Origin of the sequence: Lachnobacterium bovis DSM 14045 (genome assembly GCF_900107245.1) — a bacterium.
GTDB lineage: Bacteria > Bacillota > Clostridia > Lachnospirales > Lachnospiraceae > Roseburia > Roseburia bovis.
This window is the reverse complement of record NZ_FNPG01000004.1, coordinates 136,683-153,810: the sequence shown is the minus strand read 5'-3', so window position 1 is coordinate 153,810 and position 17,128 is coordinate 136,683. Positions and strand designations below refer to the sequence as shown.

The 17,128-nt window shown below is 29.7% G+C and carries 12 protein-coding genes; 2 read left to right on the top strand and 10 right to left on the bottom strand.

Translation table 11 applies throughout. The annotated features are described in order from the left end of the window. Nucleotides 1–43: 43 nt before the first annotated feature. On the bottom strand, nt 44–2,233 hold the full coding sequence (locus BLV79_RS00730; RefSeq protein ID WP_074715083.1) for a PTS transporter subunit IIBC: 2,190 nt from the start codon (nt 2,231–2,233) through the stop codon (nt 44–46). A gap of 280 nt (nt 2,234–2,513) precedes the next feature. Between BLV79_RS00730 and BLV79_RS00725 the strand changes: the two genes are divergently transcribed. Then, nucleotides 2,514–3,530, top strand: coding sequence for a LacI family DNA-binding transcriptional regulator (locus BLV79_RS00725; protein ID WP_074715080.1), 1,017 nt, complete (start codon nt 2,514–2,516; stop codon nt 3,528–3,530). 1 nt (nt 3,531) lies between these two features. On the opposite strand, the gene BLV79_RS00720 is transcribed toward BLV79_RS00725, so the two are convergent. The 3 genes from BLV79_RS00720 to BLV79_RS00710 form a co-directional block, all read right to left on the bottom strand. Beyond that, nucleotides 3,532–5,289, bottom strand: a complete 1,758-nt coding sequence (locus tag BLV79_RS00720) for a methyl-accepting chemotaxis protein (protein ID WP_074715078.1) — start codon at nt 5,287–5,289, stop codon at nt 3,532–3,534. Nucleotides 5,290–5,315: 26 nt separating this feature from the next. Further along, nucleotides 5,316–6,623 (bottom strand): ABC transporter substrate-binding protein, encoded by a 1,308-nt coding sequence (locus tag BLV79_RS00715; protein WP_074715076.1) that lies wholly within the window; start codon nt 6,621–6,623, stop codon nt 5,316–5,318. Nucleotides 6,624–6,812: 189 nt separating this feature from the next. After that, on the bottom strand, nt 6,813–8,183 hold the full coding sequence (locus BLV79_RS00710) for a Sapep family Mn(2+)-dependent dipeptidase (RefSeq protein WP_083354385.1): 1,371 nt from the start codon (nt 8,181–8,183) through the stop codon (nt 6,813–6,815). 530 nt (nt 8,184–8,713) lie between these two features. On the opposite strand from BLV79_RS00710, the gene BLV79_RS00705 reads away from it, so the two are divergent. Continuing rightward, complete coding sequence (locus tag BLV79_RS00705) at nt 8,714–9,643, top strand: AraC family transcriptional regulator (protein ID WP_074715073.1); 930 nt, start codon at nt 8,714–8,716, stop codon at nt 9,641–9,643. A gap of 5 nt (nt 9,644–9,648) precedes the next feature. Here BLV79_RS00705 and BLV79_RS00700 read toward each other — a convergent pair whose 3' ends face one another. The 6 genes from BLV79_RS00700 to BLV79_RS00675 all read right to left on the bottom strand — a co-directional run bounded on the left by BLV79_RS00700 (nt 9,649) and on the right by BLV79_RS00675 (nt 17,111). Then, nucleotides 9,649–10,275 carry an HD domain-containing protein gene (locus BLV79_RS00700; RefSeq protein WP_074715070.1) on the bottom strand — a complete coding sequence of 209 codons (627 nt, stop codon included), beginning with the start codon at nt 10,273–10,275 and terminating at the stop codon, nt 9,649–9,651. A gap of 19 nt (nt 10,276–10,294) precedes the next feature. Next, entirely contained in the window at nt 10,295–11,404 is a 1,110-nt protein-coding gene (locus BLV79_RS00695; protein WP_074715068.1) for a cation diffusion facilitator family transporter, read from the bottom strand. Nucleotides 11,405–11,478: 74 nt separating this feature from the next. Continuing rightward, complete coding sequence (locus BLV79_RS00690) at nt 11,479–12,825, bottom strand: MATE family efflux transporter (protein WP_074715065.1); 1,347 nt, start codon at nt 12,823–12,825, stop codon at nt 11,479–11,481. Between the two features lie 138 nt (nt 12,826–12,963). Beyond that, on the bottom strand, nt 12,964–14,025 hold the full coding sequence (locus BLV79_RS00685; protein ID WP_074715062.1) for an alpha/beta hydrolase: 1,062 nt from the start codon (nt 14,023–14,025) through the stop codon (nt 12,964–12,966). Nucleotides 14,026–14,404: 379 nt separating this feature from the next. Next, a complete protein-coding gene (locus BLV79_RS00680) occupies nt 14,405–15,082 on the bottom strand; it encodes a DUF4956 domain-containing protein (RefSeq protein ID WP_074715059.1) in 678 nt (225 codons plus the stop codon). A 55-nt stretch (nt 15,083–15,137) separates the two neighbouring features. Next, nucleotides 15,138–17,111 carry a glycosyltransferase family 2 protein gene (locus tag BLV79_RS00675; protein ID WP_074715057.1) on the bottom strand — a complete coding sequence of 658 codons (1,974 nt, stop codon included), beginning with the start codon at nt 17,109–17,111 and terminating at the stop codon, nt 15,138–15,140. Nucleotides 17,112–17,128: the final 17 nt, after the last annotated feature.

Genomic DNA, 17,128 nt, shown 5'->3' with positions numbered 1-17,128 from the left:
TTTATTACTTTTTAAAAATGTTAAATAATTTCGCGTGTTAGTATTAGGCTGTTAAAATATCATTTATGTCTGATTTGATAACATCTGCTTTTGGACCATATATTGCTTGTATTCCGTTATCTTTTACAACTAATCCTAAAGCGCCCTCTTCTTTCCATTTCTCAGCAGAAGCAACTTTAGATGCGTCATAAACGGTTACTCTTAAACGAGTCATACATGCATCAACAAAATCAATATTGTCGCGTCCGCCTAATAATTCGATTATTTTTGCAGCCTGTCCGTTTGCAACTGGAACTCCCTCTAAATTAGATGTACCTTTTTCCTGTGATGGCTCAAGTAAATCTTTTTCATAATTTCCTAATCTACCTGGTGTAGCAAAACCAAATTTTGGAATCATATAATTTGCTACAACAAATCCGATTGCGAAGAATGCCACAACACAAATTACAAAATTCAAAATATCAAATGCTAAACCTGCATTTACTGCCATTGGAACTCTAGTTAAGAACTCAATATTTCCAAATGAATGTAATCTTAAGTGGATTATACCAGCTAAAGCAAATGCACAACCTTGTAATACAGCATATACAAGATATAATGGTAGAGCACAGAACATAAACATGAATTCAATTGGTTCTGTTACGCCTGTTAATAATACAGCAGCAATTACTGAAACAAACATAGAACGATATCTTTTCTTTTTATCAGAATCAACATGTTTGTACATTGCAACTGCGATACCAATTAATAAACCTGTAGCTCCAATCATCTGACCTACTTTAAATCTTGCTGGAGTTACTGTTGTAAGTAAATGTTGATATTCAGCTGTTCTGCCTGCATTTTTCAAATTAATTAAATCTGTAACCCAAGCTAACCATAGAGGATCTTGTCCATATACAACTTTTCCAGCACCACTACCTGTTAATTGATGATAGATACCACCGAATTGAGTATAATTCATTGGAATAGTAAGCATATGATGTAAACCAAATGGTAAAAGCAAACGCTCTAATGTACCATAAATAAATGGAGCAAGTATTGGTGAGCTCTTCTGAGAGTTTGCAATCCAGTAACCAAATGAATTAATTCCAGATTGAACTAATGGCCAAACAATACTCATAAATAAAGCTGTTGCTGAAGAATAAACAATTACCATTAATGGAACAAAACGTTTACCATTAAAGAATGATAATGCATCAGGAAGTTTTCTAAAGTTATAGAAACGGTTGTATGCTGTTGCACCAACAAAACCTGCTATAATACCAACAAATACACCCATATTTAATGCAGGTTTTCCTAATACGTTAATAAAGTAATCTTTTACTAAAATACTCTTTCCAAATATTGTTGTAACTGTTGCACTGTCATTTGTTAACATGTCTGTTTGTACTCCGAAAACAACACCTGTGATGGCATTAATCAAACAGAATGATAAGATTGCTGCAAATGCACCACCGGCTCTTTCTTTTGCCCATGAACCACCGATAGCTGCTGCAAACAATAAATGTAAGTTATTAATAACTGCCCAACCAATATCAGCCATTGTAGAGCCCGTCACAGTCATAATTGAATGTACTGCTCCACTAGCTGGTGCAAACATTGTAATAACGTTACCTAAACTAATCATTAAACCTGCTGCAGGCATAACTGCAATAACAGTCATTAATGCTTTTCCAAGTTTTTGTAAAAACTCAAAATTAAATTTTGATGCTTTCTTTGTTTTTTTCTTTTTTGTAGAATTATTTGCATCAGTATTTGCATTCTTTTCAACTGAATTTTCAGGCTCAATTGAAAGGATTTTATCGCCAACATTAACTTCACCATTTGAAGTTGTTAATGTTTCTAATTTTGCTCCTCCACAAATGATAACAGGTGAAACTAATTTTAAGTTTTTAGATTTTATTAAATCTACATCAGCCTCACATAATAGGTCTCCTTTTTTTACTTCGTCTCCTACTTTGACCTTTGGTGAAAAACCTTCCCCTTTTAATGAAACTGTATCAAGACCAAAGTGAACGATTACTTCAACCTCTTCTTTTGTTTTGATTCCGTAAGCGTGTAAACTTTCTGGAATTGTCACAATAACGCCATCAACTGGACTATAAATATTTCCATCCACTGGTTCAATTGCAATTCCATCACCTAAGATTTTTTGTGAAAACACGTCATCTGGCACCTCATTAAGGGGTATTGCATTTCCTTTAATTGGAGAAACAATATCAAGTTTTGCCATTTTGCCTTCCTCCTTTTTTATTGTTATATTTCCTTCGACGACATTAATATAACGCATAGAAAAAGCATTTTCAAGGCATTTTTCGAATGTTTTCGCTTTTCTCTTTTTTACACAATTATGCAAAAAAGTTTTTGTAAATAATGCATATTGTTTTGCATAGTTTTTGCATAATAGTGCAAATTTTTCATATCTTTTTTTCTTTCTATTGACTCAAAAAAATAATTAAACTATACTTGCAATATAAAATTAATATAAAGGAAAAAGGTAAAGGTAAAAAAATATGAACGTTACTATTACAGATGTTGCGAAATTAGCTGGGGTATCTCCTTCTACAGTTTCTCGTGTAATCGCTGATAATCCAGCTATAAGCATCAAAACAAAAAATAAAGTTAGAAATGCAATAGAACAACTTGGTTATGGTGGAAAAAATTTTAAAAACAAAAAAAGAAGTTTTCTTAAAACTATAGGGATAATCATTAATTCAGAAATTGAATTAAATGATACTAATACTTTTATTATTAATGCAATTTTGGGCATTAATAATTATTGTAGCAAAAAGGGATACAGTACTATAATTATTTCTTATCCAGAAGCAGATGACATAATTACTGAAATTAGAAGACTAAGATCTTATGATGCTTTGGATGGAATTATTTTTCCATATTCGATTTCTCAGAATAAAATCATTAAATATTTAAAAAATCATGATATGCCATTTACTATGATTGGTAAACCGGAAAATGATGATGATTCTATTTTTTACATTGATAATGATAATATTATGGCAGCTAGACAAGGAACAAATTATTTGATTAACTTAGGACATACAAAGATTGCATATATAGGTGCTGGTAATAATCTTATGTATTCAAATGATCGTAAATCAGGTTATTTTTTATCATTAGCGGAACATGGTATTGATATTAATCCAAATTATATTATAAATTATGATTTAAGTGATCAATTTATTAATGACAAAATTCAAAAGTTATTAAATGGGAGCAATCCGCCAACTGCTTTGATTGCTTGTAATGATACATATGCAATGTTAATGAAAAAGGCGGCATTAGCATGTGGGTTGAGCGTACCAAATGATTTATCAATTGTATCATTTAACAATTCACCATTAGCTGTTTTTTCTTCGCCTCCACTTACATCAATTGACATTAATTCTAAACAACTAGGAATTGAAGCGGCTTCTCAGCTAATTAGCCACATAGAGAACCCGCTTCAAAAGAATTCAAAGATAATTGTGCCTCATCAATTAATTGAAAGAAGCAGCTGTAAACACTTATAAATTATAAAATGGTAAATTTTTTTGTCTGCTCACTAAGTTCATGTGTAACTCTGGTATTTTCTTCAATTACTTCAGAAATTTCCTGCATACCAGTTACTATCTCTGTTGAATTTTGAGCAGACATATTTATTGCCTCTGTACTTTCTTGAATCGTACTTATAATCATTCCTATAGAATCCAACATATCTGTCATAATTATATCCAAGTTTTCTGCTTTATCATTGAATTTTTTTAACATTTCTGTCATGATTATTGCTGTATTCTCGTATTTCTCGCCCGTTTCAACAAATTGATCATAATCTGCTAATACCGTAGTATTTATAAATTCTAGCACTTTTTGAGCATTTACAGCGAGTGCAGATACAGCATTTGTTACGTCTGTACTAATATTTTGTATACGACTAGCCGTATCTCTGCTGTTAGCGGCAAGGGAACTGATTTCAGATGCTACTACTGCAAAACCTTTTCCAGCTTCACCTGCTCGTGCTGCTTCAATAGAAGCATTAAGAGAAAGTAAATTTGTTTGGTCTGCTATATCTAAAATAACATCTGTTAATTCATTTATTTGTCCTACTTTTTCGCTATCCTTTAAGGAGTCATTTAAAATAGTACTCAAAGTATTCATATTTTTTGTTGTTTCATTTTTCTTGCTTTGAATGCTTGTTTTAATAATATTTGCTTCTTCTTTTATATTCATAGCTTTATCATTTCCGTTACTTGCCTCAGAACTAATGTCATCTGCTGCTTGTTTAACATCTGATACTTTTTCATTGATCACATCTACTGTTACTGACACAGTTTCCATACTTGCCGAAAGTTGTTCTAATGCTGCAGACGTACTTGTTATATTATCATTGGTATTAGTTATTTGAGTATTTACTTCCTCTGCTGATTTAGTCAATACAATGCTCCCATCTTTTACAGATTTCATTATTTTCTGCAATGTTTCAATAAACAAATTAATTCCATCTTTTATATAAACTAATTCTGATTTTGTATTTGTATTAATTCGTAAAGTTAAATCGCCGTCTTCATTATCAATCTTTTTAATTATATTTTCGACTTCACCAGATATTTTGGTAATCTTATTAATAATTGATATGTATGAATTAACAAAGTTAAATATAATTATTATAATAAAAATTACGATACCTGATAAAGCCATTTTAATACCAGTATTATATAGATTTTGCATGGTTGTCGTTGTCTCTTCAACCGAATCACTTATAGCATTATCTATAACTTTAGTAGAATGTAAAATCGCCACTTTTTGAATCTCGGCTTCATCCAGAAGTGTTTTAAATGCACTATCTTTTTTATTTTCATCTGATTGTTTCATTGATAGTTTAATCAATTCATTTAAATTTGTATTTTGTATTTTTATTTCTTTTAATTGAGTAATAACCTTTTTATTACTTGTATTTTTAAATATTTTGTTTAATGAATCTATATCCGTTTGTATGTCTTTTTGGGCAGTGTCTATTTGTGGCCCTAAAGCACTTTTTGTTTCTTGAGCATCAGCAAAAACATATCCTGTTGTTTGATCATATAATGACATCAAATCATTTTTTAATTTTGCCTCACAATTATTTAGTTTCACAACATAATGAAACATTTCTTTGCTTGTAGATGTTGTTTTGTTCATTGCACCCACAACGAGAACCATAACTATTATAAATGCTATAAGCATTAAAATATTCAAACTACCTACTTGAAAAAGAATAGTATCTTTTAATGAAACTTTACCCCTTTTATTCATTCATATCCCCCTTTGATTTATAAATGTTAATTGATGTAGTAATTTTCTATTGACTGAGTTATCTGTTCTATAAATGTAGTTGAATTTAACTCTCCCGCTGCTAGTTTATAAAAATATGGTGCAATCGCATATCTTCCAGCATTTTCTTTCATTTCCATGGAATGCCAGCCTGATTCTTTTTTGTTTGAGTCATACTCTGAGATTGTTTTGGCAAAAGGATCGTCTGCAACATATTTACAATCATTGAATGGACTAGTAAATCCAGCTTTTTCAACCAAAATTTGTTGTGCGGAATCTTTTGAACACCATTCTAAAAATTTAATTGCTTCTTTTGAATTTCCCTCTTTTAGAACTGCCCAATATGCTGGTGCATTTGTTAAAATAGTGTCTATTCCGTCTTCAAATGCAAATGGTGCAATACCAATTTTAAAACTACCTGCTGTATCATATTTATTTTTGTATGTGCTATTGATTGATGAGCCAATCCATGAACCTTGTGTTACGAATGCATATTTACCTTCCGCAAAATTAGATACCTGTTGATCATATGTACCTTGTAAAAGTAAATTCTTATCGGAATATTTTCCTAATAATTCTATAAAACTTGTAAATTTTGTAAATCTTTCTTTATCTATTTTTCCGCCATTGGAAAGAAGATCTATATATTTGGTGTCATCGCGATTTAAGCCTGCATCTAAATATTGTCCAAAAATATGGTTACCTGTTGACCAATATAATTCTTTTGGCTCAACACAATATCCTACAACTGCAGTTATTCCTAATTGTGATTTCATGGAATCTAATTTTGAAAAAGCTGCCTCATAAGCTTTTGGAGAAGTTAAACTTTTAGGATCAATCCCAGCCCTATCTAGAATATTTGCATTATATGTGATACCAACAGCTTCTTTCGTATATGGAAAACCTAAAATTTTTCCGTTTTCATCTAAATAAGCTGAATCTGTTTTCTTTGTCCAAGAACAATTGCTCATATCTTGTAACAATCCATTCCAAATTTTAAATCCCGATGATTCGCATACTATAATATCAGGCATTTTATCAGATAAATAATACCCTTTTAAAACAGACTGTGCATTTACTCCTGCAGGAACAGATTCTATTTTTACAGTTATACCTGTTTTACTTTTATAAAGAGTTGCTAATTCTTTTAATTGACTTTCTACCTCAGATTTGTTACTGAATAAAGTTATTGTTTTATCACTTTTACTACTTTTTTTTATTGAACTATCACTTTTACATCCAACTAGAGCAAATAATATTACAAATGATAAAATTAAACATAACTTTTTTTGATTTTTTCTTATTCGTTTATTCATTTAATTCCTCCTACTTACACTTATATTCCTATCGCATTTATCGGAAGAAAAAATGTATATAATAATAAAAAGACCGTTATAAATGTTATTCTTTCTTATAAGTTAAGAATAATACATTCAAAAACGATCTTTTTAAAGTTTGCATGAACTTCATACAATTTTAAAGTATGCAATTTTTCTATATTTAAATTAGATTGATAATAATTTTAATATACCATGTACATAAATTTCAGCCTGCAATAATAATTCATCAATTTTAACCCATTCGTTAGTATTGTGAATTCTATAATCATTACCTGGGAAAGCACATCCAAATGCTATTGTGTTATTAATCTCTTTGGCATAAGTACCACCACCAATTACCATTGGTTTGTTCTCAGTATCCCCTGTTACCTCAACATATGCATCATATAATGATGATACCAATGGAGAATCTGGAGCAAAGAATAATGGATTAACTAATGTGTCAAATGTGATTGTTCCGTTTTCATCTTCTAAGTGGCCTTCCATAGAAGCTAAAACTTTATCAGTTGTTAGTGTTACAGGGAATCTAATATCAACTGTTCCTTGAACTTTTCCTTCAACCATAGATATAACACCACAGTTAAGTGTTAAATTACCGTATTCATCTGATAAATTGGCCCCTAACATAGCTCCATTTAATTCTAATCCAAAGTGAGAGCAATAGAAATCAACAAAACTATCTTCCATTCCAGCCTCTTTTAAACCGACAAGCATGTAACTGATTGCATTAACACCTAGTTCTGGAGTTGAAGCATGAGCTGCTACACCCATTACATCAATCACATCGCAGTCCGCATTACTTGTAACAGAATATTTAATATTATTTGTTTTGAAGAAAGCATCCAATTTTTCTGATGAATATGATCCCTTAACAACTTTAATGGTAGCTTTACCAGGGACAGCATTAGCAACTGTACCACCTGCAACATCAAGGATTTTACTTGTCTTTGCGACATATTTTCCTTGCATGATACCTTTTTCTCCATGAATAGCTGGAAAATCTCCATCAGGAGTAAATCCATAATCAACGTGACCTTCTTTTTCAACGTAATGTTCTAGACAGCGAGATCCGTTTTCTTCATTAGTTCCCATGATAAGTCTAACTCTTTTATTAACATCTATCCCTAAATCTTTGATAACCTTCATTGCTATCATAGAAGCTACTACAGCACCTTTATCATCAGAAACGCCTCTTCCATAAAGAACCCCGTTTTTTTCAACTAATGTATAAGGATCAGAATCCCATCCATCGCTTTTTTTTGCTGGAACAACATCTAAATGTCCGATAATTCCTATTAATTCATCACCGTTACCCATTTGAGCATATCCTGCATAATTATCTACGTTCTTTGTTTCGAAACCATCTGCTTTAAGCATATCTAATGCTGCTGTAAGTGCAAGTAATGGTTGTTCACCAAAAGGAGCATCTTCTGTTGGTGCTGACATTTCACTTGGTATTGAAACTAATTTATCAAGTCTATTTAACATTTCGTCTTTATATGACCAAACTTTTTCTTTAATAATTTGATTATTCATACTATCGTGTCCTTTCTCTAATCAATTTACTAGGTTATAAATATCATAATAAATATTCATACCCCTTAATTGTATAAAAAAAATCCACACTTTTCAATACTAAAAAATGTGGACTTTAAAAATATCTAGTATTTTATAAAAAACATAAGATTTTGAATGAAAAAAATATTATCTAAAAATGAATACACTAATAATTATTTATAGGAAGGATAGAAATTAATTTTTAGACAATAATTTCGAATTAAATAATTAAAAGTACTGCTATATTCATTTCTTGCCAAAAAAATGGTTTTCAATAATATTTCAGCTATATCGTACTAATTTTTTTAAAAACAAACAATACACTTCTTTCCGATAGAATTGACTTTTTGTCCGATTGATAATACTATATAGTTATTAATGTATCTTATTAAGAAATGATGATTATTTATTATAGCTAAACATTAAATACTGACTCATTTTACAAAAAAAGCAAAAATGTAAAAATAAATAATACAAATATATATAAAATAACAGATAGGAGATTTTTGATGTATACAATAAATTATTGTGGGTACAATGTGCACAATCCGGACTATGATACTATTTATAGACCAAAAGGAACGGGTGATTATTTGTTATTACTTATGGATTATCCGATGTATTTTTATTTTAAAACAGAAAAAAGTATTACTAATAAAAGAAAACATGTCAATATGGATTGTTCGAGTTCATCATTTATGGCTAATTATACAGAAAATTGTAATCCAACACTTACGGAAGTTTTATCTAAACCAAATTGTTGTATTATATATACACCCAATCAAATGCACTATTATAAAGCAAAAAAAGAATTTAGTAATTCTTTTATTCATTTTTCATGTAAAAAAGGAATATTTGAAAAATATGATATTCCACTTAACACTATTTTTTACCCGGATAATACATTAAATCTTTTGCAAATTATTAAAAAGATACAAGATGAATTTATTAATGAACGAGTTTTAAAAAATGAAATGTGTACTGCTCTTATGAATTTACTTTTTGTGGAACTAAAGAGATCTATAACTCCAAAAAATAATATAAAACTGATAGCAAATATAACTGACAATGAAAAAATTGCACCACAAAATCATAATAGTGAAGATAATAAATACTCTTCGGTTTATGATTCGTTTGCTAGTCTTCGACTTAGAATGCTTAATCAGCTTGATAAAAAATGGACTATTGATAAATTGTGTGAATGTACCAACATGGGAAAAAGTCAGTTTTATATTTATTATAAAAAGTTTTTTAAAGTTTCACCTAAGGAAGATTTAACAAAGGCCCGCATTGATTATGCAAAATATTTATTGAAAAATAATAATATGCTGATTTATGAAATATCAGAAAAGTGTGGTTTTAAAAATATCAACCATTTCAATCGAATATTTAAAAAATACACTTCTCTGACACCAAAAGAATATAAAAAGATCTGTTGAATACTTTAAAAATCAAATTCGATATCTTCTTGGATTTTATCAGGAGTTATGTTAGGACGAATATATTTTTTCCCAACATACTCCCATAAATCTATAGAACCATCTGCAGTTTTTTTATTTCTTTCCATTATTTGGCTGATTTTTGGCTTTTTCTCTAACCATCCCTTTCCACCCGAAGCTGCATTCAACAGTACTGGTTGAAGGTTATCTAAAGTATGTGCAAATTTAGCTTCAGGAGTCTCATAATCTTCGAATTCATCCCATAAACCGCGAATTAATTTCTGTTCTTCTTCTTGCAATATACCAAATAATTTATCAGCACTTTCTAATTCGCGTTTTCGTTGAGTTTTTTTACCTTCTTCATCATATGCGTAAGTATCACCGGCATAGATTTCAACAAGATCATGCACTAACAGCATTTCAATTGTTCTTAATTCATCTATTGGTTCATTCGCATAATCTTTAAGGAGGATTACCATTATTGCCATATGCCAAGCATGTTCGGCGTCATTTTCCTTTCTTGTGCCATCAGCCAAATAAGTTTGGCGAAAAATTTCTTTTTCTTTATCTATAATAGTAAAAAATTTAAATAATTGGTCTAATTTTTCTACCTTTTCTTGTGTTAAACTCATTTTAATAATTCCCTTCTTCCTAATCAGAAATATTTCTATCAATGTTTATTACATATGTGTAATCTGGAATTTCTTTTTCTAGAATTTCCTTAATCTCTTGTAAAATAGTTTTTTTACTTTTGGCATCATATGATATTACTGTATCAAAATATACTATTTTTTTGTCAAAATCAACATAAAAACCATGAATCTGCAGTGTTCCCTCGATGGAACGAACTAGTTTTACGATTTGACGTTGTAGGTTTATTACATCTTCATCTTTAGTGTTTATAACATATATTCCAACACCTTCAAGAAAAACATTATGTTTTTCTAGTACTTTATCGTGTACCTTTCTAGTAATTCGATCTATGTCTTTTGCTGTTAGAGTATCTTTTACTTCTACGTGAATCGAACCTATGAATTTATCTGGTCCATAATTGTGTAAAATTAAATCATATGCTCCTTCAACACCATCAATGCTATTTGCTGTTTTTTTAATATCTTTTGTAAAAGATGCCTCTATTCTTTCACCTAATATTTTGCTGATTGTTTCTTTTAAGATTTCAATTCCGGATTTTACGATAATCACTGAAATAATTACACCAACATAGGCTTCTATACTTATTTTTAAAAAAATGAATACCAGCGCAGCTATAATGGTTGAAGCAGAAATAATTGCATCAAATATTGCATCAACACCTGAAGCGATTAATGAATCAGAATTCAATAATTCACCCTTTTTCTTGACATATTTTCCAAGAATTATTTTTACAATTACGGCGACAAAAATAATAATTATACTTAAATATGAATAAGTTGTTTTTGCTGGAGAAATAATTTTTTTAATTGATTCTACAAAAGATGCTATTCCTGCATACAAAACTATAGATGCAATTATTGTTGCACTTAAATATTCCACTCTTCCATAGCCTAGAGGATGCTTTTTATCTGGTTCCTTATTTGCTAGTTTTGTGCCTACAATTGTAATAATAGATGATACTGCATCGCTTAAATTATTAACTGCATCTAGAATTATTGCTATGGAATTAGTTAAAACACCTATTATAGCTTTAAACAAAGCTAAAAAACAATTAGTTATTATGCCAATAGTACTCGTTTTAATTATTTCTTTTTCACGTTTTTCCATCCTAATTTCTCCTTATTTATTTCTTGATTATTTATTAATATATTTACAAATTAATATATTTACAAGCTTAATCATTATATTTTATAAATTGCTTCCTCTAATTTTAAGTTTTTATAGTAAATTGTAAGTGTTACAGCACTAAGAATCCATGTAATTGGATAAATCCAATATGTTGAATAAATTGTATGTACAAAAACATTAATAATCGCCAAAAAAATAATTCTTACAACACACCAACAAAACAAAAAAACAAACATTGGAACCATAGGTCTACCAATACCTCTTAAAACAGCAGACATAAAATGTGTATATGCACATAAAAAAAAGAACAAACATACAATATGTGCTCTTTGAGACCCATATTCTATAACAGCCTTGTTTGTATCAAAAAAGGAAATAAATATAGGTGCAAAACTAAAAAGCACAAGACCTAGTAATTCAGCTGATAATAACGTGCATAACAATCCAAACCTAATGCCTTTACGTACCCTTTCTATTTGTTTAGCTCCAATATTTTGACTGACAAATGTTGTTATTGCCATTGTAAAACTTGTCACTGGAATAAAAATAAAGCCTTCTATTTTTACATATGCTCCTATTCCAGCCATTGCAAAATGTCCATATGAGTTAATATATGATTGAATTACAACATTCGAAAAAGACATTATGGAATTTTGAAGGCCTGAAGGTAAACCATATTTAATAATTTGTGAAGTTATTTCCTTATCAAACTTAATCAATTTCCATCTGAATTTATATGCTTCTTCAGTTTTTGTAAGATGAATTATACACAAAATCGCACTAAACAATTGTGAAATTGCTGTCGCAAATGCAGCTGCTCCAACGCCAAACCCCATCTTTCCAATTAATACTAAATCTAATACTATATTTACAATGGATGAAAGCATCAAGTAATACAATGGATGTTTTGAATCCCCTGTTGCTTGCAATATGCCAACAAAAGTATTGTACATTACAAATCCAATAGAACCTGCAAAATATACTTGAAAATATACTATCGAATCGCTTAAAACATCTTTAGGTGTACTCATTAAGTTTAAGATGAACGGAGTCATTAAGACACCTACTGCAGTTAATACAATTGAAAAAACTATACCTAAAGCTACTGTCGAATGTACAGCTAATGAAGTACGCTTTTGATCTTTTGCACCTATATATCTAGCGATTATCACTCCTGCACCAATAGCAATTCCGTTAAAGAAACCAATTATCATAAAAATAAGATTACCAGCTGAGCTTACAGCAGCTAAAGCATTGCTTCCAATATAATTTCCAACAATAACAGAATCTACTGCATTATATAATTGTTGAAATAGATTACCTAAAAAAATAGGGATAGCAAACACGATTATTTTATTTTTGATAGATCCTTCTGTCATCAAATCCTTATTTGTATCCATAAACGTAGAAATATCCTCCTTGTGAAAACTCTCTTTTTGCATATTATAAAATAGCAAAACAAATACATTATATCACATATTTAGAATATTTATACTTCTATAATGCGTTAAAGTTATTTTAAACTTTCTATAAATTCACTACTCCCTAAAGAATCTCCTCAAACCATTGTACATATATGGATTTGAAAAATAATAACGATGGTATCCTGAAAATGTAGTAAACATCAAATTTCCATCAGAAAAATTAGTTGTAGTGTATTTAAACTGATCAGGATATTCTTTAAGTTTTTCAACAACTTGTTTTGTTGCTTCATTCATAAAATCTTTATCACCTGATGCAGCATAAATTGCATAATCTTCTGGTTTGTATCCAGAATTTGCAGCAGCCTCGGCTAATGTAGGTGCCGTTTTATCATTTTGTAATTTATTATAACCTGGTTCATAATAATACATAGGCATACTCATAGGCATATAATATTTAAAACAATCTAAATGTCTTCTAAAGGCTCTCCAGGTTGTACAACCTCCCATTGAAAATCCACCGATAGCTCTATGATTACGTGATTTAATTATCTCATCATGTGATGTATTTTTAGCATACGTACTGTATTTTCCTTCAACTGCTGGTATCAAATCATTTACAATTTCATCTGTCATTCCGTCAAGCTTATCATAATAATTGCTATAGTTATCAATATACGTGGGTGTTACAACTATAACAGGCTTTATTTCTCCGTTTTCAATCATATTATCAAGAATGTTTTTAAATTCTCTAGGATTATCAGGAGAACCTAAAAAAGTATTTTCATTAGCGCCATAACCATGACACAAATAAATGATATCATATTTATTTTTATCATTATAACCGTGAGGTAAATAAATAGTTGCTTTTTTATCTACTATCCTTTTACTTTTATCTGTCATTTTAGCTTTATAAGAAAAAGTAAGTAATTCACCCTGTTTTTTTGCTTCTTTTTTATAACTACTTGGAACACTACAAACACTCCTAGGTGCATCTTTAATTTTTACGATTTTATCTGTTGATTTTGAGATGTTGTTACTTTGATTATTGGTTGTTTTTTTAGCAGAGGTATCTTTACTTTTAGAATATACACAATTTAATGCTATAAAAAAAACAATAAAGAATATTGCTAATAAAACCAACATAGTTATAGATGTTTTTTTAATTTTAACTTTCATTCAAATTACCCTCCTAAACTGTCAAATTCTAGCACATTTTAACTTAGTCACACTTATATTATATATTATATGTTTTTTTGAGTTCATAATCAAATATGTTCAGAATTGACATTGAATCTATTACTATTTCGGTTTTTTCTTGTGATATTTGAATAATACTAGGATTAAAATAGAGTATTTATAGTTGTTTATATTTTTATATTTGTTGTTCCGAAAAAGCTTAGAATACTCAATTATGTAAAAAAAACGCAGTAACAATTGTAAAACACAAGTATGTTACTACGTCTATAATGATATAATGTATAAATTTTTAAATTACACTATTAAATAATCTTATTTGATATTATTATTAGATATCTTTATTTATTATCTTTATCAATTATCTCATTTCATCTGATTGACAAACTGTATTAACTGAGTCAATTCCACCTAAATCATATAATCTATCGCTAATATTTGACTCTTGAGAACTTGCTTTTTTAATAATTTTATGAGTAAGTTCAAAAATGAATTCTGATTTATCTACTGTAGAATTATTTACCTTTAATTCAGCTTTTCCCTTATAGAATTGCTTTACTTCAGCTAATACAGCTTTTTCCTTATTTCTATCACATCTTACTACAAGTAAATATCTAAAATTATCTTGAACAAGCCCAAATACTACTAATGTTACAAAAATAAATCCTGTGCCGATTGTTGCTACTAAAAATTCAGACACACCACAACAAATACCTATACCAATACACCAAAAAATATAAGCTGTATCTCTAGGATCTTTGATTGCTGTACGGAAACGAACAATAGAAAGCGCACCGACCATACCAAGTGATAAAGCTATGTTGTTACCAATAACGCTCATTACTAACGTTGTAATCATTGTCATCATAAGTAAAGATACGTTAAAACGTCCACTATATACAACTCTTGTATGACTTGTTCTGTATGATAAATAAATAACAAGTCCTAATATTGTTGCAATCGCAAAATTTAAAATTATTTGGTTTGTGCTTAAATGTGTTGAGCTAACATTAAGCAAATTTAACATTTTATGTCTCATGATCTTCCTCCTAGATCTACTTTTATTTTTTATTAAGTTATTTTAAATTATATATTTAAACCCCATCTATTTGAGTACGCCTAATAATATTTTCTTTGATATTTCCAAAGACACTATCTTCTTCCTCTATTATTGTAGGAAGAGAAATTTTTCTATCATATACTATCTGGTAATACTCGCCCTTATTAGCCTCATCTAGTTCTACAACATTGAAGCTATATTTGTATCCTTCTTTAAGCTTATTCTTATAAACAAGCTTTGCTTTCATGTTGGCTTCATAATGATGTGTTGTAATTGTTGCTGAAAAAATATTATTTTCAGATTCATTTATCTCTTCCTGATCTAATTCTTTTTTTAAGAGAATTGCAAAACCATTTTCTGAAATGTCAATTGTTTCTCCTTCATAAACAGTGTTTTTATCTGTTTTGAGTTCGACAGGAATTGTCGCTTTATACCTTTCTGACATTCTTTTATTAACTCTGCCTAACATAAAAAAGATAGACATTATTAATGAATTTAAATTATAACATAGCCAGAATAATATAATTGCAGGTCCAGCCGTTTTATATGCTACCATCTGCCATGTTGCTTTTAAAATTGCAAATATTGACATAATTAATAATGCCATATGCGGAAATGCATATTGTATATCTGATTTTGCATTAACAGTTCTTGTTTTATCTGTAACATGAAATCCTCTTTTTCTAAAACCAATTGTTTCCATAAAAATTGGAATAATAAGGTATGGACAAAGTACTGTATCAACAATATTGCTCCATCTAGAGTTCCTAATATCACTAGAAATAGCTCTAGTTGCTAACTCTCCTAAGACATATGCTGGAACCCAAAATACAAACATCTGCCATGGTTCACATACAATTGCCGGAACATTAAATAACACAAATATTAATGGTATAAACATAAAAATTAATCGTCTCAAGTACGACCACCAATATAATTTACATGAAAAATAGCTCAATTTGGCAGCTAATGACATACGCTTATCTTTCCATACATTAATTCTTTTCAAAGAAAAGACACATCCACGTCCCCATCTTTCACGTTGCTTTATCAATGATTCTAAATCATCTGGTGCAAGACCATGTGCGTATGCTTTTGAAGTGGCATAACAAGTATATCCTTCATCCTGAATGTGTATTCCTGTCTCAAAATCTTCTGTAATTGTTCCTGTTGCAATTCCGCCAACTAATTCCAATGCTTCTCTTGAAATAACAGTATTAGAACCTGCATAAATTGGCGAATTCGAACTATTCCTACTTACATTTATTTCTCTAAAGAAATAATCTTGTTCATTTGGAACTAAGTTTTCGGAATACAAATTGTATTGAAATAAATCTGGATTATAAAAACTTTGAGGTGTTTGAATAAACCCTATTTTGTAATTTGGATCAATCTCGTTTTCTTTTCTTTCAACCCATTTACCTGCTGCAGTTTTCTTTACTTTAGGCAAAAAGAAATATGGTACAGTTTTAAGCAAAAAATCTCTAGTCGGTATCATATCAGCATCAAATGTTGCAACTAATTTTCCAGATGTTTTACTTAAAGCATTATTCAAATTGCCTGCTTTTGCCAATTTATTATTTGCTAATCCTTGATATCCAACTCCCATTTCTTCTGCCAATTTAGCAACACTTGGTCTATTTCCATCATCACAAAACCATACGTGTACTTTATTTTTGTCAGGATATTTTAAATGTCTACATCCATTCGCCGTTTTATATAAAACATCTAATGGTTCATTATGGGTAGCTATAAAAACATCAACCTCAGGAAACCACTCGTCTGGAATATCTGGTAATTCTGGTTCGCTAATATTTAATGAACTTACATAATGCATTATTGTTTCAAATGCAGATGATATTTCAGCAAACAGCATTATAAAACCACAAATAATAGGAATAACACCATATTTAAATGGCATTGTCCAAAAAATTCGCCAAATAATATAAATGACCAAACTTATTGTAGCAACAGATACTATGAATTTCTTAAATTTATCACTTCGCATCGTTTCTCCTTTATTTT